19 protein-coding genes are annotated in these 20718 nt (G+C 35.1%); 12 read left to right on the top strand and 7 right to left on the bottom strand.

The window, feature by feature from the left end:
- On the top strand, nt 1-206 hold a 206-nt coding region (locus BUA73_RS09500; RefSeq protein WP_143146995.1), incomplete at its 5' end, for a zinc ribbon domain-containing protein.
- A gap of 111 nt (nt 207-317) precedes the next feature.
- Nucleotides 318-1031 carry a DUF5808 domain-containing protein gene (locus BUA73_RS09495; protein ID WP_072903895.1) on the top strand — a complete coding sequence of 238 codons (714 nt, stop codon included), beginning with the start codon at nt 318-320 and terminating at the stop codon, nt 1029-1031.
- Between the two features lie 54 nt (nt 1032-1085).
- Here BUA73_RS09495 and BUA73_RS09490 read toward each other — a convergent pair whose 3' ends face one another.
- The 3 genes from BUA73_RS09490 to BUA73_RS09480 all read right to left on the bottom strand — a co-directional run bounded on the left by BUA73_RS09490 (nt 1086) and on the right by BUA73_RS09480 (nt 5903).
- Nucleotides 1086-3473, bottom strand: coding sequence for a Lon protease family protein (locus BUA73_RS09490; protein WP_072903894.1), 2388 nt, complete (start codon nt 3471-3473; stop codon nt 1086-1088).
- Nucleotides 3474-3586: 113 nt separating this feature from the next.
- On the bottom strand, nt 3587-4708 hold the full coding sequence (locus BUA73_RS09485; RefSeq protein ID WP_072903893.1) for a DegT/DnrJ/EryC1/StrS family aminotransferase: 1122 nt from the start codon (nt 4706-4708) through the stop codon (nt 3587-3589).
- Nucleotides 4709-4721: 13 nt separating this feature from the next.
- Nucleotides 4722-5903 (bottom strand): DegT/DnrJ/EryC1/StrS family aminotransferase, encoded by a 1182-nt coding sequence (locus tag BUA73_RS09480; protein WP_072903892.1) that lies wholly within the window; start codon nt 5901-5903, stop codon nt 4722-4724.
- Nucleotides 5904-6066: 163 nt separating this feature from the next.
- Between BUA73_RS09480 and BUA73_RS09475 the strand changes: the two genes are divergently transcribed.
- From BUA73_RS09475 to BUA73_RS09465, 3 genes are read left to right on the top strand one after another with little or no spacing between them, the layout of a single operon-like run.
- The gene (locus tag BUA73_RS09475) at nt 6067-6765 is read left to right on the top strand and encodes a response regulator transcription factor (protein ID WP_072903891.1); all 699 of its coding nucleotides are present in this window, start codon (nt 6067-6069) and stop codon (nt 6763-6765) included.
- Between the two features lie 9 nt (nt 6766-6774).
- Nucleotides 6775-8175, top strand: coding sequence for a sensor histidine kinase (locus BUA73_RS09470; RefSeq protein WP_072903890.1), 1401 nt, complete (start codon nt 6775-6777; stop codon nt 8173-8175).
- Nucleotides 8172-9689, top strand: a complete 1518-nt coding sequence (locus BUA73_RS09465) for a hypothetical protein (protein ID WP_072903889.1) — start codon at nt 8172-8174, stop codon at nt 9687-9689. The genes BUA73_RS09470 and BUA73_RS09465 overlap by 4 nt, the downstream gene beginning before the upstream one ends.
- Before the next feature lie 43 nt (nt 9690-9732).
- Here BUA73_RS09465 and BUA73_RS09460 read toward each other — a convergent pair whose 3' ends face one another.
- Together BUA73_RS09460 and BUA73_RS09455 are read right to left on the bottom strand one after the other, a co-directional pair.
- Nucleotides 9733-10545, bottom strand: coding sequence for an N-acetylmuramoyl-L-alanine amidase family protein (locus BUA73_RS09460; protein WP_072903888.1), 813 nt, complete (start codon nt 10543-10545; stop codon nt 9733-9735).
- Nucleotides 10546-10559: 14 nt separating this feature from the next.
- Complete coding sequence (locus tag BUA73_RS09455; RefSeq protein ID WP_072903887.1) at nt 10560-11309, bottom strand: lytic transglycosylase domain-containing protein; 750 nt, start codon at nt 11307-11309, stop codon at nt 10560-10562.
- A 214-nt stretch (nt 11310-11523) separates the two neighbouring features.
- On the opposite strand from BUA73_RS09455, the gene pyrB reads away from it, so the two are divergent.
- From pyrB to BUA73_RS09425, 6 genes are all read left to right on the top strand, one after another.
- On the top strand, nt 11524-12456 hold the full coding sequence (gene pyrB, locus BUA73_RS09450; protein WP_072903886.1) for an aspartate carbamoyltransferase: 933 nt from the start codon (nt 11524-11526) through the stop codon (nt 12454-12456).
- Nucleotides 12450-12872: an aspartate carbamoyltransferase regulatory subunit gene (locus BUA73_RS09445; protein ID WP_072903885.1), complete on the top strand. Its 423-nt coding sequence runs from the start codon at nt 12450-12452 to the stop codon at nt 12870-12872. Before pyrB ends, BUA73_RS09445 begins: the two co-directional genes overlap by 7 nt.
- Before the next feature lie 72 nt (nt 12873-12944).
- Nucleotides 12945-14141, top strand: coding sequence for a dihydroorotase (locus tag BUA73_RS09440; protein ID WP_072903884.1), 1197 nt, complete (start codon nt 12945-12947; stop codon nt 14139-14141).
- A 14-nt stretch (nt 14142-14155) separates the two neighbouring features.
- Nucleotides 14156-15040 (top strand): orotidine-5'-phosphate decarboxylase, encoded by an 885-nt coding sequence (gene pyrF / locus BUA73_RS09435; protein ID WP_072903883.1) that lies wholly within the window; start codon nt 14156-14158, stop codon nt 15038-15040.
- A gap of 6 nt (nt 15041-15046) precedes the next feature.
- On the top strand, nt 15047-15796 hold the full coding sequence (locus BUA73_RS09430) for a dihydroorotate dehydrogenase electron transfer subunit (RefSeq protein ID WP_084672191.1): 750 nt from the start codon (nt 15047-15049) through the stop codon (nt 15794-15796).
- Nucleotides 15786-16685: a dihydroorotate dehydrogenase gene (locus tag BUA73_RS09425; RefSeq protein ID WP_072903881.1), complete on the top strand. Its 900-nt coding sequence runs from the start codon at nt 15786-15788 to the stop codon at nt 16683-16685. Before BUA73_RS09430 ends, BUA73_RS09425 begins: the two co-directional genes overlap by 11 nt.
- 25 nt (nt 16686-16710) lie before the next feature.
- On the opposite strand, the gene pflA is transcribed toward BUA73_RS09425, so the two are convergent.
- Both pflA and pflB read right to left on the bottom strand, forming a co-directional pair.
- Nucleotides 16711-17433 carry a pyruvate formate-lyase-activating protein gene (gene pflA, locus BUA73_RS09420; RefSeq protein ID WP_072903880.1) on the bottom strand — a complete coding sequence of 241 codons (723 nt, stop codon included), beginning with the start codon at nt 17431-17433 and terminating at the stop codon, nt 16711-16713.
- 56 nt (nt 17434-17489) lie between these two features.
- Complete coding sequence (pflB, locus tag BUA73_RS09415; RefSeq protein ID WP_072903879.1) at nt 17490-19736, bottom strand: formate C-acetyltransferase; 2247 nt, start codon at nt 19734-19736, stop codon at nt 17490-17492.
- A 170-nt stretch (nt 19737-19906) separates the two neighbouring features.
- Here pflB and BUA73_RS09410 point away from each other — a divergent pair, with 170 nt between their 5' ends.
- Nucleotides 19907-20716, top strand: coding sequence for a hypothetical protein (locus tag BUA73_RS09410; RefSeq protein ID WP_072903878.1), 810 nt, complete (start codon nt 19907-19909; stop codon nt 20714-20716).
- The last annotated feature ends 2 nt before the right edge of the window (nt 20717-20718 follow it).

Here is a 20718-nt window from a genome sequence, read left to right as displayed (position 1 = left end):
ATGGTAGAACTGTACACAAAATAGATACCTTCTACCCTTCAAGCCAATTATGTTCAGTATGTGGCTACCAAAATGCAGAAGTTAAGGACTTAAATATAAGGAAATGGGTATGTCCTAAATGCCATAGCATACATGATAGAGATGCTAATGCAAGTAAGAATATTCTAAAGCAAGGATTAAAAGAACTAAAAATAGAGGTGGCGTAATCCTGTAATAAATACGGTAGGAACTATCGGAATCAAGCCTGTGGAGATAGTAGATTGCGAGGTCGAAGAAGCAGGAAGCCCCATCCCCTTGTGGGTGGGGTAAGTTCACATATGATATCCTTTTTTACAGACAGAGCTTCTAATAATGGCATATGCTTTGGTATAAGATTGCCTAAGGAATATATGGACAATAAGCAGATAAAGTCTTTAAAAAAGAAGTACAGAATAATAGTATCTACAGTGTTTGTACTGGTTTTCATTACATTCAACTCTATAGTATTTTTTGGCAACTATTCTTCTAAAGAATTGGAAACTGAAGTTATATCTTGGATGTTCATGTGCTTTATAAATTACATCATAATTAAGGCAAAGCCAGATTTGAATAGTGGATGCATTGAAAAGGCGGTTATAAGAAAAAAGAAATTTAGAAGAGTAAATTCGATTTTTATTTTTGTTCTTACAATCTGTATGATGATTCTATTATCCATAAAACAATTGGAATTACTGTATAACTCTAACTTATTGTCTTTGTATAATAACTTAAATATACTTGTAGCAGTGATAACACTCATTTTTTTAATCCAATTGATTAAGATTGGACAAGGAGGTAAGCATATTAGTTCAGATGAAGAAGATGATGAGCTATACAAAGACGACGATGATAAGTGGTTTTTAGGTGAAATGTATTTTAATCCAAAGGATCCTGCTTGGATAGTGGAAAAGCGAATAGGTATAGGGTGGACAGTTAATTTTGGCAATAGGAAAAGTTGGTTTATCTTTTTTGCAATAATGACGATTCTTGTGGCTTTAAAAATAATACTATAAACTAAAGAAAAAAGCTGTGGTATAAGGTGAAACCTATATCACAGCTTTTTTTACTTAATCCTGGCTTCTTATTACGTGGTTAAAGTGGTTCAGCTTACTTAGGGCTCTTTCTTTTACAAAGGACATTATATTGTCTATGGAGACCTCATCTGTATCTAACATTAATTTCATGCACTGTTCAATGGTGCTAACAGAGTAAATATGAAAACGCTTTGATTTTATGGCATTAATAACTTCTGAGTTTAGCACTAGATCCTCCACATTGGTAGCTGGAATTATAACCCCCTCATTGCCTTTAAGCCCCATGGTCTTGCAAATGTTAAAGAATCCTTCAATCTTTTCATTTACACCACCTATAGGTTGTACCTCTCCAAATTGATTTATGGAGCCCGTTATAGCTAGATTTTGTTTTAAAGGAATATCTGACAGTGAGGACAGAAGACAAAGTAGCTCTGCACAAGAGGCACTATCACCTTCTATACCAGAATAAAGTTGTTCAAAGACGATGTTGGCATTAAAAGATAAATAAGTCTCTTGGCCTAACAAATTGCCAATATATCCGGACAAAATCATGACACTTTTAGTGTGAATGTTGCCACTCATTTTGCTTTCCTTTTCAATATTAATTATACCTTTTCTACCAGCGTAAGTGGTAGAAGTTATTCTGTGAGCTTGTCCAAGCTCTATATCTCCGAAGTCAGACACTGAAAGGCCATTTATCTGTCCAACCTTGCTTCCACTGGTGTCTATTAGAAATTGCTTGTTTTTATACATGTTTAAAATTTTAGTTCTTACCAGACTATGCATTTTTATCTGTTCTTCAAGAGCTTCCATCACATGCTTTCTGTGAATAATTTCCGACTTTTCTTTTTTTGCAATGTAATTTGATATATCCACAATATCTAACAGCTTTCCAATGGATGAGGAGAAGTAAAGCTTGCTTGAACAAAGGCGAGTACTGTATTTTATTATCTCTTTTATGCCATCTCTTGTCATAGGTAAAAACTTTCTGCTATTTATATAATTGGCCACATATCCGATTAATTGGTTTATGCTATTTTTGTTTATCTCGATCTCAGAATCGAATTCAGCTTTTATCTTAAACAGCTTTTGAAAATCTGGGTCATTGTTAAAAAATAATGAGTAAACGTAATCGGAACCTATGAGAATTACCTTTAAATTCAATGGTATAGGAGCAGCCTTAAGACTTATAATAGGAGTTATTTCAATACCACCCTTTATATTTTCCACAGTTAATTTTTTATTTTTTAATGTTTTTATCAAATTTTCATAGGTGGCAGCATAGTGGATAAGATCGTTGGCATTTAGGATTAAGAAACCACCATTGGCTTTGTGAATATTTCCGGCTTTGATGTTGGTGAAATCCGTCATAAGGTTTCCCATTTTATTTTCGTATTCTATTTTTCCAAAAACATCATAATAATCATTGGTAGCTTCGAAAATAACGGGAGCACCAGAAGTCTTTTCGTTGTCCACTAAAAGGTTTACTTCATATTTTTTTACCATAGCATTGTCCATATATTCTTCCAAAAGCTTAGCATTGACATTGCTATTATTGCTTACATTTTCGTCCTTCTCGGATAAAAAATAATCCAAATTTTTTATTACATCCTTTTTAAGGGCTTCAATATACTTGCAAATAGTAGCATTATAAGAATATTTTTTGCAGAGAACTTCTATTTTAGGGGAAATGATGTTTTCAGCAATGTTATTGTCTAGAGCAGTGAGCTCTTCATTCATTTCCTTTTGTAGAGCTTTACTTTGTCTCATGATGTCTAGAGAGAGAAGTCTTAATTTGGATACATTTTCATTTATTATATCCTTTTCTTCCTCTGTTAGTTTACTGTATTCTTCAGGCTCCATTTCTTTTTTATCTTTCATTGGTATAAATATAAGACCATCTTTTTCATCCTCTTCAATTATTAAATCCTTTTCCTCAGCATTTATTGTCAGGGTGTCGTTTAATTCTAAGATGAATTTCTGATACTTTGTGATAATGGAGTTCCTGTTTTTTTCATAATCTTCCGTGCTGTAATTTAGGGGCATCTCTTTTATTAGGTCATTTATGAGATCCTTTATATGGCGCTTAAATAGCTTACCTTGTCCTGCCGGTAAAGAGATGGCCATAGGTTCATTTTCGTTTTCAAAGTTGTACACATAACACCAATCATCAGGTGTTGGCAAAGTTTTTGCAAAAGCAGCCACTTTGTTCATAAGGTAAGTGGTTTTCCCCGTGCTGCTGTGGCCAGAAATGAAGATATTATACTCTTTTTTATTTATACTAAGCCCCATGTCGATGTATTTTTCGGCTAAAGATTGTCCAATAATTCCCTTGAATAAATCAACATCATTAGTTGTTTTAAAATTAGGAATATTTATATTGCCATTAATACTTTTAATATTTAATTCTAATGATTCCATTATATCATCTCCTAAAACTAATTTTTGCCACTATATTATATGCTGTGAGCATGCAAAAATATAAAACAAAAGAATGCACTATATAATATTCGTACATTCTTTTATTTATTTAATTACTTGCTGTAAAATTTCCTAATAACGGAGCATACAAAATCAACTTCATCCTCTGTTATTTCAGGGTAGATTGGAAGAGCTAAAACACTTTCACAGGTTCTTTCCGCCACTGGGAAATCTCCTTTTTTATATCCTAAGTATTCAAAGCACTTTTGAAGGTGGAGTGGTTTTGGATAGTAAATGCTGAATTGAATTTCATTTTCTTTTAACGTTTCTACAAGTTTATCTCTGTTTTCAGCTACAATGTTGAATACGTAGTAAACAGGTTTTTGCTGGCCTTTTACCACTGGAAGTTTTACATAAGGTATATCCTTAAGTCTTTCAGTGTACCATGAAGCTATTTCTGCTCTTTTTTCTATGGCTTCGTTTATATATTTTAATTTAACAGATAGAATTGCAGCCTGAAGGGTATCCAACCTTGAATTGTAGCCTAGGTATTCATAGTGATATTTTTTTGTGGCACCATGTACCCTGTATGAACGAGCAAGAGACGCTAATTCATCATCATTGGTGACGATCATGCCACCATCACCATAGGCACCCAATGTCTTTGTTGGGAAGAATGAGAAAATACCCATGTCCCCAATGGTACCAGCGTGCTTATACTCTGAATTTCTTCCCTTCCATCTCATGCCAAAGGCTTCTGCAGCATCCTCTAAAACCTTTAGATTATTTGAGCTTGCTATGTCCATGATTTTATCCATATTTGCCATCTGGGCGAATAGATGAATTGGTACAATACCAACAGTATCCTTTGTGATTTTGTCTTCAATTTGGTTTACATTTAAATCAAAGGTTTCTTCGTCTATATCCACAAACACAGGCTTACCACCATGACGAGCTATGCAAGAAGTAGAGGCAAGAAAAGTAAAAGGAGATGTTATAACTTCCTTGTTATCTTTAAATCCCAATATATCTGCAGAAAGTATCAAGGCATCTGTGCCTGAAGCAACTCCTATGGCATGCTTTGCACCAGTAAATTCCTGAATTTGCTCCTCAAAAGATTTAACTTCAGGTCCCAAGGTAGTGACACCATTTGAAATCACATTAGATATAGCTTTGTCAAATTCAGCTTTTCTTTTTTCATATTCCCTTACAGAGGTATAAAAATTAACTTTCATAATAAAATCTCCTTTATTTCAGTATTTCTTTTACGCAGTTTACCACTTCATTTGCTATGATCTCAGCATTTTCCAAGCTAAGTATGGAGTACACTGGTAAAGATATTTCAGTTGCATACTGATTGTACGCATTGGGGTAGTTAGAGATATTGTATCCTAAGTTTTTGTATAATGTGAACATTGGAAGAGGAATAAAGTGGACATTTGTAGCTATGCCCATATCAGCTAACATCTCAACCAATCTATTTCTCTTTTCTTCGTCAAAGCCCTTAATTCTTAGGGGGTAGAGGTGGTAAGATGTTTCCTTTATTTCGTTTTTACTAAAAGGAAGTATGGCGAAATCTTCTTTGCCTAAAATGGAGTCGTAAATAGAAAAAATTTTTCTTCTATGCTGAAGAATTCCCTCATATCGCTGTAATTGGGCAACTCCAATAGCACCTTGAATGTCTGTCATATTGCATTTAAATCCATCTGTTATAATATCGTATTCCCATGCGCCTGCCTTTGTCTTTGAAAAAGCATCCTTTGTCTGACCGTTAAGAGAGAAGATTTTTAAATCCCTATAAAGATCTCCCTTATAAGATAAGTTATCATTATCGTAAGTAATGGCGCCACCTTCAGCAGTGGTAAGATTCTTTACAGCATGAAAAGAAAAAGCATGGAAATGAAATTGAGTTCCAACTTTTTTACCCTTATAAGTTGCGCCGAAGGAGTGTGCAGAATCTGATACTAGTAGTATATCTTCCCTTTGTATCTCTTTTAGCATATTTTTTATTTCATCATAGTCCACAGGAACACCAGCAAAGTCCACTGTATAAATGGCTTTAGTGTTTTTGGTAATGGCTTTCTTTATGTTTTCAGCGGAAATTAAAAAAGAGTCTTTATCGGTGTCTACAAAAGTAGGCATAATACCTCGATGAACCATCACATTTGATGTAGATGCATATGTATATGGTGTGGTAATTATCTCATCACCTTTTTTTATATCAAAAATCTTTAGTATCAGTTCCATAGCTGCAGTGGCGCTGGCAACGGCAACGGTGTCTGAACAGTTAATATATGAGCAAATTTTTTCTTCAAATTTCTTTACATAAGGACCGGATGTTATCCAACCAGAACGCAATACATCCATTACATTATCTATTTCACTTTGAGAGATATCTGGTGGTGAAAAGGGAATGTCGTAGTTTTTCATTATAAAATCATCCTTTCACATAATAATTATCTATACTTATTATATAACAAAATTCATTAAATACAATGAACTGCAAATTAAATAATTTGTTATTTTTTATTTGGAATAATAGTCTATAATAAGAGTATGGATGATAATATTATATGTTAAAGAGGTTTTTTATATGGGAGAAAAAATTTTAATTGTAGAAGATGAAGAGAACATAAGAAGTTTTGTCAGGTTGTTTTTAAAGAAAAATGGATATGATGTCATAGATACAGATAGCGGAATAGAAGCTTTAAATCTGGTGGTGGCCCACAAACCCAAGTTAGTGGTATTGGATGTTATGTTGCCGGACATAGATGGATTCAAGGTGTGCAGTGAGATAAGAAAGCATAACGACGACGTAGGTGTAATAATGCTAACAGCTAGGAGTCAAGATCAAGATAAAATTCAAGGCTTGGAGACTGGGGCAGATGACTACATGGTTAAACCCTTTAATCCTAAAGAGCTTTTGCTAAGAATTAAATCCATACTTAGAAGATTTAATGACGAAAAAGCGGAAGATACAATAATTCATGATGGACCTTTTATATTAAACATATACGAAAGAAAATTGTATAAAAATAACGAGGAAATATACGTAACTCCAAAAGAATTTACCATAATGGAGAATTTCATGAAAAACCCTGGAAAGTCCTTTAGCAGAGAAGAACTTTTAAGTGAAATATGGGGATGGGATTTCTATGGTGAATCGAAAATTGTGGACGTAAATATTAGGCGATTGAGAACTAAAATCGAAGAAATGCCATCAGAGCCTAAGTACATTGAAACCGTTTGGGGAAAGGGTTATAGATGGTGCAATGAAAAAAATGATGATTAAGGTGAAAAAATGAGTAGCATAAAAACCACACTGACTAAGAGCTATCTAAAGGTCATAATTTTAAGTATTTTAATTTTGGAATTGATACTGTTAGGAATTATCAAAAATTATTTTTATCACAATTTAGAGGAAAGCCTCTTAAGTCAAATAAAAAACTCTGCTGAAATTTACAATAGATATTTTTCCACTTCATCTGTATCGGAAAATGTGCTTATGAACGTGGACGTATTTTGGAAGCAAACCAGGGCACAGGTGCAGATATTAGATGTTAATGGCAATGTGCTGATGGATTCCCTAGGGATAATACACCAAAATAAGATTGAAACTCCAGATGTTAAAAGCGCCATAAGTGGAGATTACAAATGCTATATTGGCGGTGCAGATTACACCAAGGAAAAGGTGATGTGTATATCTTACCCCTTAAAAAAGAACAACAGTGTAGACGGTATACTTAGGTTCACCACCACTTTAAAGGATGTAAACAACAATATATACTCTATTGTGGGATTATTCGTTATTATTGGTATTCTTGTAGCTATGATAAGTGTACTTTTAAGTCTTTTCCTTGCTAGAACTTTAGTGGAGCCAATTAAAAGTCTCACCACATATGCAGAGAAGATGGCAAAAGGTGATTTTGAAAATAGGATTAAAATACAAGGAAATTATGAAATCACAAAGCTCAATGATACATTAAACTATATGGCGGATGAAATTGAAAAAAAAGATAAATTGAAAAACGACTTCATAAGCTCCGTATCCCACGAGCTTAGGACTCCATTGACAGCCATAAAAGGTTGGGCTGTTGTGTTAAATTGCGAGGATACGGACAAAGATACCTTAAAGCAAGGATTAGATATTATAGAAAAGGAAAGCGACAGATTAAGTGGTATGGTAGAAGAATTACTGGATTTCTCCAGATTTATATCGGGGAAAGTGGTGATAAAAAAACAGAAATTTTATATGAAGGATATGTGCCATTATCTAGATACCTACCTAAAACCCAGAGCACAAAGGGAAAACATTGAGTTTATAGTGAACTGCAGCGAAGAGTTGCCTATGGTGGAAATGGACGAAAACAGAATAAAACAAGTTTGTATAAACCTCTTGGACAATGCCTTTAAATTTGTAAGTAACCATGGAAAAGTTGTATTCAATGTAGGATGTGAAGATGATAAGCTCATTATCATGGTGGAAGACAATGGATGTGGTATCAGCAAAGAGGATCTGCCAAACGTAAAAGAAAAATTTTATAAGGGCAAAAATAGCAAATCACAGAATGGAATAGGATTATCAATATGTGACGAAATAATAAAACTGCACCAAGGTGAATTTATTATAGAAAGCAAAGTAGGCACAGGCACAAAGATCACGGTTAAACTTCCTATTAATTCTGGAAAGGAGTCAGTATGAAAAAAATAATAGGGGGATTTTTAATTGTAATAGTGCTTTTCATGGTGGGGTGTAGTGAAAAGTTTGAGAAGGAAGACAAAATCGAATCTCCATCTACAAATTCATATCCTATTTCCGGAGTTTTTCAAGGGGATGATTCTAAGATATTTCAACTAAAAGTTCCAAAATCTGAAATAACCTATGCTGAATTTGAAAAGGATAAAGTCATCATAAACGATAAAGTGTACGATAAGGTGCAATACAAAGTAAAAAATGTGGATACCAATCTCTATACTCTTCAGTACTTTAAATGCACAAGAGAGGAGATGAACATCAGTGATAAAAAAGTTAATGTAATATCAATTTTCAGCAATTTAAAACCTATTATAGATTTAATGTATTTAGACAATAATAACATAATAGTAAACGAAGACAATAAAGCTGCATTTTTAAAGAAAAGAGAAGGCAAATTAAGTTCTCTAAGTTTAAATAAGGATTACAGTACTGAATCAAAAAAATCCTTTGAAGACAAAAATAGTGGGAAGAATTCCACTTTGCTTCTCGGGGTTAGGTGGATGGAAAAAGAAAAGGATAAGGATAAGTATAAGTATAAATATGGAACCATAGCCATTAATTCAATCAATGGAGTTGTGAACAAGGTATTAAAATTGCCCTACACCATAATTCCAAGAAAAACTGGGTTCTGGATTATGGAAAACTTCCAGCTATACGGATACGATAGAAACGAAAATGCCTTTGAGGCTTACAATATGACGGAGTTAGAATCTAACGAAATGCAGCTGGAGGAAAATAGAAATGTAAATCCCTATGTAGATAGTTTTGCAATGAACAAAATGGACAATGAGGCTCCAAAGGATGTTTTATTTGAAAACAATATTGTATCCTTTCCAGATGACGGAGAAGAGCACACTAGGATAAACTTCATAAATGATAACTATGTAGGCTTTGAAACCGTAAACATAAGATCCTCTAAAAACACAAAGGACTACACTTATTATATGTACAATTTAGACAGTTTAAACAAAAAAAGCATTCCATTAAAAAGCATAATGAGCAGTGACGATTACAAAAACGTGGAGGAAATGGAGAACAACTTGAAAAAAAAAGGTGAGACGCTACAGAAATATAGCTATGCCATGAAGCGGAAAAATGGCTATTGGTATATCATGGGGAGGGTTACGGACAACAAAAGCGGCGCTTATCGTGAAGACGTGATGATGAACGTAATACCATCTAGGAGCATCCTAAGTTACGATGAATTAAATGTAAGCTGGAGTGATATAAAGTCTGCAAACCCATTTGCAACGGACGCATATTGCTCTCCTGAAAATGACGTAATTGTGATTTTGACAGAAAAAAGTTTGTACGTACACGCTTTAAATAACAACACCATAGGAAATGTGATATACGAAATGAAATTGAACAACAATGAAGTTCCCATTATGGCAGAATGGGCTCTAGAAGATTATGCTGAAAAGTGGATAGTGTGGTGTGAGGATTTTCAAAATAGATAAAAAAACAAAGGGTATGGAGATTTTTAACACATACCCTTTGTTTTTATCTGTTTTTATCCATATAGTCTTTAATTCCTTTTGCCATAGCCTTACATAAATCATCCACCTGCTGGGGGTTTTTCAAATTTGATATATCAGTCTTATTTGAAAGAAATCCACATTCTACAAGTATGCTAGGCATAGTAGCTTTGTTCAGTATGTATATATCTTGTTCTAAAGTAGAATTGGTTTTCCAATTGGAGGAAGTAGCTATTGACTTTAAAATAGATGATGAAAGATCCATGCTTTTGGAAGTATCTATATTTGGTGAAGAAGAAATATAATTAAATATGCCAAAACAATCATCATCTTCATTGGAATTGTTGTGCACGGATAACATCAAAACAGCATTTTCATAAGAATTAATTAGTTTTGATCTAGTTCGGAGATCTTCTTTTTCGTTAGTGGCATTTTCCATAGGCTTGTCCGAATCTCGAGTTAATACCACCTCAATGCCTTCTTTGTTTAAATATTGCTTGATTTTTTTGCATATCTTTAAAGTTATATCTTTTTCTACTAGACTGCCATCTTGTGTGCTAGCCCCTTCATCAAAGCCACCATGGCCAGGGTCTAGAACTACAACTTTACCAGCGTAGGCCTTATTGATTTTTTCTGCTGGTAGAGCAATGTTTTTTTGTGTTTTAGAAGAAGCTTTTGCAGCGGTTTCCGCAGCAACTTGTTTTTTATATTCTAACTCAATTTTATGATTATCATTTAACTTCTTAACAGAAAGAAATAAGGTTATGACTAGTATAATCATAAGGGCTACATTAAATATACCTTTGCTTTTGTTTGTGTTAGTGTTGTTTGTTTTCATACAATACTCCTGTGTTAAATATTTAAGGACTTATAATACTTGGAAACCTTAACCACATAATCTCTAGTTTCAGCTGGAAGCTTATAGATATCATCTATTGTTGTTACATCTCGCCTTCTCAAGGTACCAGGACCAGCATTATAGGCAGCAAGTCCAAGAATAACATTGCCTTTTTGAGATTTTATCATATCTCGCAGATGTCTAACCCCAGCGTCTATGTTCTCATCTATATCATAGGGATTACTTACATTGTATTCTTTGCAGTTTTCAGGCATAAGCTGCATAAGTCCCATGGCACCCGCAGAAGACACGGAGTTTGGATTGAAATCCGACTCCTGCTTTATAACGGATGTTACTAGCTTTGGATCTACACCATACTTTTCACAAGCTATATTTATGGCATTTAATATTTTGGGGTTTTTCACAACTACCCTTTCTACATTGTTGTTGTACTTGCCATAAGCTTGTGATAATTTAGAGGAGTAATAATTATTTATACCACCGCTCACATCACTGTAGTCGCTGATTTTTAAACCCATGTATGGTAGGTTGTTTAGATTTAAACCAGGCAAATTTGAATTTAAAGAATTATCATTAGATACACTCATTGCGGTGCACAGGGCCTGAAGAACCACAGAAAATGATGAGTTTGAATTTGACGAACCTAAAGTAGGGCTGTTGCCACCTAGAAGTGACGTCATAAGAGTTGTAGTGAGATACTTATTGTAATCATCATTTTTTAAAGTGATATTTTCAATATTCATGTTATAGTCCCTCCTTTTTTTCTATTATCTAATATATCGTCGTGTAAATCAATAAAAATAGACCAAAATAGATAAAATAATATTTACAAAATAATATTATAAATTTCTTGACGATGAAATATATATGATGTATACTCTTATAAGAGTAAAATCAAAGACTTTAAAAAAGCCTTTAAAACTAGTCCAGAGAGACTAAGAAGGGGGAATTATTATTATGTTAAAAGGTAGACATTTAATCGATCCAATGGATTTCTCATTAGAGGAGTTGGACGAAGTATTAAACTACGCAGAAAGAATAATAGAAAGTCCGGAGAAGTATTCAACAATTTGCCGTGGAAAGATATTGGCAACTTTATTCTACGAACCTAGTACAAGAACCAGATTAAGTTTTGAGGCAGCTATGCTTAGACTTGGAGGGTCTGTCTTAGGATTCTCAGAAGCTAAGTCCAGTTCCGCAGCAAAGGGAGAAAGTGTGGCAGATACTATAAGAACCGTTGAATGCTACGCTGATATTGCTGCAATGCGTCATCCAAAAGAAGGTGCAGCAAAGGTTGCATCTATGTACTCTGAAATGCCTGTTATAAATGCAGGTGATGGTGGACACCAACATCCAACTCAGACCCTTACAGATTTACTTACAATTAGAACACTGAAGGGCACACTTAAAGGTCTTACACTGGGCTTTTGTGGAGATCTTAAGTTTGGAAGAACAGTTCACTCATTGATAAAAGCCATGTCAAGATACAGCAACAACAAGTTTATTCTTATATCTCCTAAGGAGCTTACAGTGCCTGATTATATAAGAGAGGAGATACTTAAGAAAAACAACATAGAGTTTAGAGAAGTTGAAAGACTAGAAGATGTTATAGACCAAATAGATATCTTATATATGACAAGAGTTCAAAGAGAAAGATTCTTTAATGAAGAGGATTATGTAAGATTAAAAGACAGCTATATTTTAAATAAGGACAAGATGAATAGTGCTAAGAGTGATATGATAGTGCTTCACCCATTGCCAAGAGTAAATGAAATATCTGTAGAAGTAGATAGCGACAGCAGAGCAGCCTATTTTAAACAGGCTAAATTCGGTATGTACGTTAGAATGGCTTTAATAGCTAAACTTTTGGGGGTGGACAAAGAATGTTAACTATAAATGCAATTAAAAGAGGAATAGTAATCGATCACATTAAACCAGGCTTAGGTATAAAAATATTCAATTATCTTGGACTTGATAAGGCAGATTATAGAGTAGCATTAATAATGAATGCTGAGAGCAATAAAAATGGAACAAAGGACATAATCAAAATCGAGAACCAGATCGATATAGATTTGACAGCATTAGGGTTTATAGATCCAGGAATTACAATTGATATAATTGAAGATGAAAAGGTTACAAAGAAGAAAGAACTTAGCCTTCCTGATACTATAGAAAATGTTATAAAGTGCAAAAACCCAAGATGCATTACTTCAATTGAACAGGAAATAACACATAGATTTTATCTTGTTGACAGGGCAACAGGCTCTTATAGATGCCAGTACTGTGATGAAGTTTATAAGTTATAGTATATGTATAAACCATGGGCTGTTGTCCATGGTTTATTTATAGGTATAATTATTTAAAGTGAGGTAAGGCATATGGCTGTTATAATTAAAAATGTAAATATTGTAGATTACAAAACAAATTGCTATGGAGACGTTTATGTAAATAATGGTGTCATAGAGGACATAGGCAGGGACCTTGAAAAAACATGTGAAATTATTGATGGCACTGGAAAAGTTCTTATGCCAGGATTTGTAGATTTGCACTGTCATTTTAGAGATCCAGGGTACACCTACAAGGAAAACTTAGAAACGGGTTCAAGGGCAGCCCTGGCAGGCGGTGTAAGCACAGTAAATCTTATGGCAAACACCAATCCAATATGCAGTTCCATGGAGATATTTTATCAAGTCATGGAGAAAGGAAAAAAACTGGACCTAGTCAACATAAATCAAATTGTATCAATTACAGAAAATATGGGTGGAAAATCCATAGAGCACTTAGATAAACTTACAAATGAAGTAAAATTTATATCCGACGATGGTGTAGGAGTTCCTTCCGACCAAGTTATGTACAATGCCATGTTAAAGGCAAAGGAAAAGGGCATAACAATAATATCCCACACTGAGACAAGAGAGTTTTCCAAAATTGATATGAGGTTAGCAGAAAATCTCATGACATACAGAGACATTGGACTTTGCGAACACACAGGGGCACATCTTCACCTTGCCCATGTCAGCACGAAGGAAGCCATGAGAGCTATTATGGACGCAAAAGACAGGGGAGCTAATGTGACTTGTGAAGTAACTCCACACCACATAGCACTGCACAACTGCAACTTCAGGGTAAATCCCCCAATAAGGGAGAAAGAGGATGTGGATTTTTTAATTGAGGCAATAAAATCCGGTTATGTGGACTGCATATCAACGGATCACGCACCTCATACAAAGGAAGATAAAGCCAAGGGAGCGCCAGGAATGGTAGGTCTTGAAACTTCATTCTCTATATGCTATGAAAAACTAGTGAAAGCAGGGCACATAAGCCTTAGCAAATTATCAGAAATAATGAGCAAAAATCCCGCAGAAATAATGAATTCAAATTGTGGCAGAATAGAAAAAGGATATAGGGCAGATTTGGTGCTTGTAGATTTAGAACACGATCACTGCATAGATTCGCAAGAGTTTTTATCCATGGGCAAAAACACTCCATTTAATGGTATGAAAGTCAGCGCAAGGGTGGAAAAAACCATGGTAAAGGGAATAATTAAATACGACTATAAAAATATGAATATTTAAGGATGGTAAGGTAAATGATTATTGATAAATTATTTGATTTGGTGGAAAAACAGGGTCATGTGTGCCTTGGGCTAGATACAGATATAAGTTACATACCCCATGAGTTTGCCAGTAAGTTCACTAGCATAGGAGAAAAGCTTTTTAATTTTAACAAGGAAATAATCGACAGTACTTTAGACGTGGTAGCTTGCTATAAGGTTCAAATAGCTTATTATGAGGCTTATGGCATAGAAGGCATGAAAGCTTACTCAGATACTTTAAAATACATTAAAAGCAAGGGTGCTATATCCATAGCGGACATAAAAAGAGGGGATATATCTAAAACTGCAGAGATGTACGCCAAGGCCCACTTCCAAGGTGACTTTGAGGCTGACTTTATAACAGTAAATCCCTACATGGGGCTTGACAGCATAGAGCCATATCTTCCATACGTTGAAAACCAAGAAAAAGGAATATTTGTCCTTATTAGAACATCAAATAAGGGAGCCAAGGATATCGAGTACGTTGAGACTTCAGATAATAGCAGAGTGTATAAAGTGGTAGGAGAAAAGATACAAAATCTAGGCCACAGGTATGTAGGAAATTGTGGATACAGTTGTTTAGGTGGAGTTATGGGATGTACCCACAAAGAAGAAGGTATTGAAATGAGAAAAGCTTTGAACAAGACTTATTTTCTAATTCCAGGCTATGGAGCTCAAGGCGGAGGTGCCAAAGACGTTGTAAATTACCTTACAAAGGGCAACGGAGGAGTGGTGAACTCTTCAAGAGGATTGCTTTTAGCCTACAAAAAATACGAAAATGGAGCGGAAAATTTTGCTGAATGTACAAGAAAAGAAGCTATAATCATGAGAGATGATATAAGAAATGAAATTAAAAACGAAATTAAGCTAAGTGAGTAAAGGTTGGTGAAAAACTTGATTTGTTCAGTTGAAAAGGTTTTAAGCAATGAGAATATTATTGACAACGTATATGAGATTAGAATTGAAGGCCAGTTCCAATCAGATTCTGGGCAGTTCTATATGTTGAAACCCGTTAAAAGTGGCATTTTATTTGGAAGGCCTATAAGCGTTTATGATGTTCAACCTAATTATATTAGCTTTTTATATCAGGTGGTGGGACAGGGAACCAAAGATATGAGTGAAATGGTCAAGGGAGACGAAATGCAGATACTTGGTCCACTGGGAAATGGATTTGACTTAAATGAAATAAAGGGAAAAGTGGCTCTTGTGGCAGGTGGAATAGGAATAGCTCCCATGGTAAATTTGGCTAAAGCTTTAAAAGGAACCAATACCATAGATTTTTATGCTGGATTTAGAGACTGTGTATATGCTGTAGATGAAGTTGAGAAAATTGTAGAGAATATATATGTATCTACGGAAACAGGTAGCAAAGGCCATAAGGGTTACATAACAGAAATCTTAAATCCCTCAGATTATGACATTGTGGTTTCTTGTGGTCCCCTTGTCATGATGAAAAAGGTAATCTCCATGGCAAAAGCTAATAAGGTTCCAATTATAGTATCCATGGAAAATAGAATGGCTTGCGGTCTAGGAGCTTGTCTGGGATGTACATGCAAAACGGTGAAGGGAAACGAGACCGTCTGCAAAACAGGACCAATATTCAGAGGGGAGGACTTGATTTTTGATGAGAAGTAAGGTAGAAATATGCGGTGTTGAATTTAAAAACCCTGTAATAGCGGCTTCAGGTACCTTTGGCTTTGGTGGCGAGTATGAGCCCCTTTACGATGTGGGATTGCTAGGTGGCATATCTAGTAAAGGTCTCACCATAAACAAAAAGCTAGGAAATTCAGGTATAAGAATCCACGAGACCACCATGGGACTTATGAATAGCGTAGGTCTCCAGAATCCTGGGGTGCCAACTTTTATAGAAGAGTACCTTCCCAAAATGGAGAAGTACAACAATGTCATAATAGCAAATCTTGGGGGAGGAACCCTTGAGGATTATATAGAAGGTGTAAAATTATTAAATGAGACTTCAGTTCCAATTATTGAACTTAACATATCCTGCCCCAATGTAAAATGTGGAGGAATGGCTTTTGGAATAAAGTCAGAAGTTGCGTATCAAGCTGTAAAGGAAATTAGAAAAGTATGCAAAAAGATTCTCATGGTAAAATTATCGCCTAATGCAGAAAATATAATAGAGATGGCTGAAAAGTGCTGTGAGGCTGGAGCAGACTCCTTGTCTCTTGTAAACACTTTTAAAGCCATGGCAGTGGACATAAAAAGACGAAAGTTTGTTTTTGACAACGTGACAGCTGGACTCTCCGGACCAGCCATAAAGCCTATAGCTCTTAGAATGGTGTATGAAGTTTGTAAAAATGTCAACGTCCCAGTAGTTGGACTTGGAGGTATATGCAATGCACAAGACGCCATAGAGTTTATAATGGCAGGAGCAACAGCTATTCAAGTGGGCACAGCCAATTTATCAAATCCCATGGCATCATTGGAGATCGTAAAGGGAATTGAAAAATTCATGGAAGATGAGGGAATAAAGGATCTATCTGAGATAAGAGGAATTTTGTAAAAAATATAAGAAAAGAAATGCAGATTTACTTCATCTGCATTTCTTTTTTTATCATCTCTTCCAGTTCACGAGTTCTTGCTTTGTTCATAGGTGGAACGTCCTTTAATTTATACGGAATATTTAAATTTTCGTATTTGTGGGCACCTAAGGTGTGGTAAGGAAGCAATTCAATTTTTTCGATATCCTTTATTTGTTTTATAAAGTTGGCCAAATTTTTTATGTGAGCCTCAGAATCTGTTATACCAGGAACCACAACATGGCGGATCCAAACTTTACAGCTAGATGCATTTAGACATTCAATGAATTTCAAAAGATGTTGCATACCGTGACCAGTTATTTCTATAAAACCGTCGTTGTCAAAGTGTTTTATGTCTAAAAGGACTAAATCTGTGTATTTTAAAATTTCATCGTAATACTTTTCTATTCCAAAGGCAGAGGTATCTATGGTAGTGTGGATTCCAGAAGCTTTGCATGCCTTTAAACATTCAATTAGAAATTGAGGCTGCATTAAAGGGTCTCCACCAGAAAAAGTGACTCCACCTCCATTTTTAAAATATGGTTTAAAGCGGTTTATTTTTTTCATAAGGTCATCTACTGTATATTGTTGCCCTTTACCATAATCCCAAGTATCGGGATTATGGCAGTAAGAGCAACGCAAAGAGCAACCTTGAAAAAAAACCACCGTTCGTATTCCAGGACCGTCTACTAGTCCCATGCTTTCAAAAGAATGAATATATCCGGTTTTCATATTAACTCCTAAGGAATGAAAACAGCTTATGACACTATTTTCTAATTTTTATGTTTTTACATACAGTCGTGGAACGTTCTGCTTATAACATCCAACTGTTGTTCCCTTGTAAGCCTTGTAAAGTGAACAGCGTATCCAGAAATTCTTATAGTTAGAGTTGGGTACTTTTCAGGATACTCCATAGCATCTAAAAGAGTCTCTCTATTTAGTACGTTTACGTTTAAGTGGAAAGAGCTCTGAGCAAAATATCCATCCATGATAGATACCAAATTGTTTATTCTAGTTTCATCTTCTTTTCCTAAGGCATCTGGAACGATAGAGAAAGTATTTGATATACCATCCTGGCAGTAATCCTTGTAAGGTAGCTTTGCCACGGAGTTTAAGGATGCCAATGCTCCGTTTTCATCTCGTCCGTGCATAGGGTTTGCGCCTGGTGCTAAAGGCTCACCGTGCTTACGTCCATCAGGGGTAGAACCAGTTTTCTTACCATAAACCACGTTAGATGTAATAGTAAGAGCTGACAATGTGTGTTCAGCATTCCTGTATGTAGGATGCTTTTTCAACTCGTTGGAGAAGAATTCAAGAACCCATACAGCGAAGTCATCAACCTTGTCGTCGTCATTGCCGAACTTAGGGAAATCTCCTTCAATTTTAAAATCTACAGTTATACCGTTTTCATCTCTTATAGGCATAACCTTGGCGTATTTTATAGCACTAAGTGAGTCTGCAACTACAGAAAGTCCAGCAACACCAAAGGCCATAAAGCGCTTAACTATTGAATCGTGAAGGGACATCTGTCCAGCCTCATAAGCGTATTTATCGTGCATAAAGTGGATTGTGTTCATTGTGTTTACGTACAAATCAGCCACGTATTCAAGTACCTTTTTATAACTTTCAACAACCTTGTCAAAGTCTAGAACTTCGTCTTCCATTTTTGCAATGCCAGGTATTACAGTTATAGTATTACCAGCTTTATCTTTTTTAACCTCATCAACACCACCGTTTATTGCGTAAAGAAGGGATTTTGCAATATTAGCTCTTGCTCCAAAGAATTGCATTCTCTTGCCCATCTCCATGGCAGATACGCAACATGCTATACCGTAGTCGTCGCCGTAAATTGGTCTCATAATGTCGTCATTTTCATACTGAATAGAATCAGTTAAGATAGACATCTTAGCACAGAACTTCTTAAAGTTTTCAGGTAACTTTTCAGACCATAAAACAGTCATATTTGGCTCTGGTGCAGCACCTAAAGTGCAAAGAGTGTGTAAAAATCTAAAGGAATTCTTTGTTACAAGAGGTTTTCCGTTTAAAGAAACACCACCTATAGATTCAGTAATCCAAGTAGGGTCACCAGCAAATAGCTCGTTGTAGTCAGGAGTTCTAAGGTGTCTTACCAATCTAAGTTTAATTACAAACTGATCTATTATCTCTTGAGCTTCTTTTTCTGTTATGGTGCCATTTTGTAGATCTCTTTCGATAAAACAATCTAAGAAGGTGGTAACGCGTCCAAGGGAAGTTGCTGCACCATTGTTTTCTTTAACAGCAGCAAGGTATCCTAGGTAAACGAACTGAACAGCTTCTCTTGCATTTTTTGCCGGCTGAGACATATCTACTCCGTAAGATAATCCCATCTCCTTTATGTCGGAAAGTGCTCTGATTTGCTCAGAGATTTCTTCACGGGTGCGGATAAGTTCATCTGTAGCAGGTCCCTTTAGCTTCTTAAAATCTTTTTTCTTTTCATCCATAAGAAAATCTATACCGTATAGAGCAATACGTCTGTAATCTCCAACGATTCTTCCTCTTCCATAGGCATCAGGCAATCCAGTAAGCAACCCAACGTGTCTTGCCAATTTTGCTTCATCTGTATAAGCATCGAAAACTCCTTGATTGTGAGTTTTTCTATAAGATTCAAAATGCTTTTTGATGTCTTCATTTAGAGTAAATCCATAAGCTTTTAATGAAGCATCTACCATTCTAAAACCGCCATATGGGTTTACGATTCTCTTTAGTGGAGCATCAGTTTGAAGTCCTACAATAACTTCATTGTCTTTATCTATATAGCCTGGTTTGAAATTGTTTATGCCGGAAACAACTTCAGTTTCTACATCTATAACGCCCTTTTTTATTTCCTCAATAATTAAAGCATGAGCCTTTTCCCATACCTTTTTTGTTTTTTCACTGCAATCACTCAAAAATTCGTCATTGCCTGTATAGCAGGTGTAGTTTTTTTGAATAAAATCTCTTACATTTATTTCCTTCTTCCAAAGCTGACCTTTAAAATCATTCCATTGTTTAAACATAAGTTTCCTCCTATATGAGTAGTTGAATGTTAAATTTTCTACATTCAATTTAATTATACACAAAAAAATATATTTTGTGTACTATTATCTATTTTTTTTTTATTAATATTATGTATAATATAGTAGGAAGCAGTAAAATAATAATGGTAGCATAAAAAGGGGGGAAAAAAGTGAAAAAGGTAAGTATATTTAGCAAAGACTACGAGAAGATTATGAAGAGAAGAAAGAGAATAAGGGCCATAGCCATTGTTATAATCAGCATAGCTCTACTAATAGGGGGTATATTGTATCTAAATTTAGACAGCCTAAAGAAGCTCATTGCAAAGAAAAACAATGTGGATCCAAAGGGTAACATAACTGAAATAGTAAAAGATATTTCTTCAAAAGAGAATACAAAGGTAGAAGATATCAGTGCTGACAAGGATGAAATTAAGGAAAAAGTAAAAGAAGATAAAGTTGAAGAGAGAACGGCAGTATTAGAAAATGGATTTAAAATAGATTACACTGTAGACACCAAAACACAGTCCATTGACAAGCTTAAGGAGGATGGAAACTATACATACCAACTAAGCCAAGATAAAAAAATGGCCATAGTATTTTTTAACAAAACATCTCAATTATTTTCTTTAAATGAAGGCGGTATTGTTAAAAATTTATCATATGATTTATTCGTAACCACTAAGGGGAAAAGGGTGAGTAGAAATGACTTTTTAAAGCAAAACCCTTCGTTTATATGGATGGAATCTCCAAGGTTATACAAAGACAAAGTCTATTATGCCACAAAGCTCCCAAACCTTAACAACAACAACAGGTACTTCTTGTGGATCTGCGATGTGAGTACAGGAAAGCATAGAGGAATATTTAACAATAATTACAGAGCAAACAAAATCCAGATGGGCCAAATCACCAGCAAAGGCTTAGAGATAATTCTAGACGGCAAGGCTAGGTATTTCAATGAAAATGGAACAGAGGTGAAATAGTA

The sequence above is a fragment of the Hathewaya proteolytica DSM 3090 genome (assembly GCF_900142225.1).
Classification (GTDB): domain Bacteria; phylum Bacillota; class Clostridia; order Clostridiales; family Clostridiaceae; genus Hathewaya; species Hathewaya proteolytica.
This window is presented reverse-complemented; position numbering and strand designations above follow the sequence as displayed.

Bases quoted from the DNA above. Each gene is read 5' to 3' on its own strand.
- BUA73_RS09495 (WP_072903895.1), top strand. From the start codon at position 318: ATGATATCCTTTTTTACAGACAGAGCTTCTAATAATGGCATATGCTTT.
- BUA73_RS09490 (WP_072903894.1), bottom strand. From the start codon at position 3,473: ATGGAATCATTAGAATTAAATATTAAAAGTATTAATGGCAATATAAAT.
- BUA73_RS09485 (WP_072903893.1), bottom strand. From the start codon at position 4,708: ATGAAAGTTAATTTTTATACCTCTGTAAGGGAATATGAAAAAAGAAAA.
- BUA73_RS09480 (WP_072903892.1), bottom strand. From the start codon at position 5,903: ATGAAAAACTACGACATTCCCTTTTCACCACCAGATATCTCTCAAAGT.
- BUA73_RS09475 (WP_072903891.1), top strand. From the start codon at position 6,067: ATGGGAGAAAAAATTTTAATTGTAGAAGATGAAGAGAACATAAGAAGT.
- BUA73_RS09470 (WP_072903890.1), top strand. From the start codon at position 6,775: ATGAGTAGCATAAAAACCACACTGACTAAGAGCTATCTAAAGGTCATA.
- BUA73_RS09465 (WP_072903889.1), top strand. From the start codon at position 8,172: ATGAAAAAAATAATAGGGGGATTTTTAATTGTAATAGTGCTTTTCATG.
- BUA73_RS09460 (WP_072903888.1), bottom strand. From the start codon at position 10,545: ATGAAAACAAACAACACTAACACAAACAAAAGCAAAGGTATATTTAAT.
- BUA73_RS09455 (WP_072903887.1), bottom strand. From the start codon at position 11,309: ATGAATATTGAAAATATCACTTTAAAAAATGATGATTACAATAAGTAT.
- pyrB (WP_072903886.1), top strand. From the start codon at position 11,524: ATGTTAAAAGGTAGACATTTAATCGATCCAATGGATTTCTCATTAGAG.
- BUA73_RS09445 (WP_072903885.1), top strand. From the start codon at position 12,450: ATGTTAACTATAAATGCAATTAAAAGAGGAATAGTAATCGATCACATT.
- BUA73_RS09440 (WP_072903884.1), top strand. From the start codon at position 12,945: ATGGCTGTTATAATTAAAAATGTAAATATTGTAGATTACAAAACAAAT.
- pyrF (WP_072903883.1), top strand. From the start codon at position 14,156: ATGATTATTGATAAATTATTTGATTTGGTGGAAAAACAGGGTCATGTG.
- BUA73_RS09425 (WP_072903881.1), top strand. From the start codon at position 15,786: ATGAGAAGTAAGGTAGAAATATGCGGTGTTGAATTTAAAAACCCTGTA.
- pflA (WP_072903880.1), bottom strand. From the start codon at position 17,433: ATGAAAACCGGATATATTCATTCTTTTGAAAGCATGGGACTAGTAGAC.
- pflB (WP_072903879.1), bottom strand. From the start codon at position 19,736: ATGTTTAAACAATGGAATGATTTTAAAGGTCAGCTTTGGAAGAAGGAA.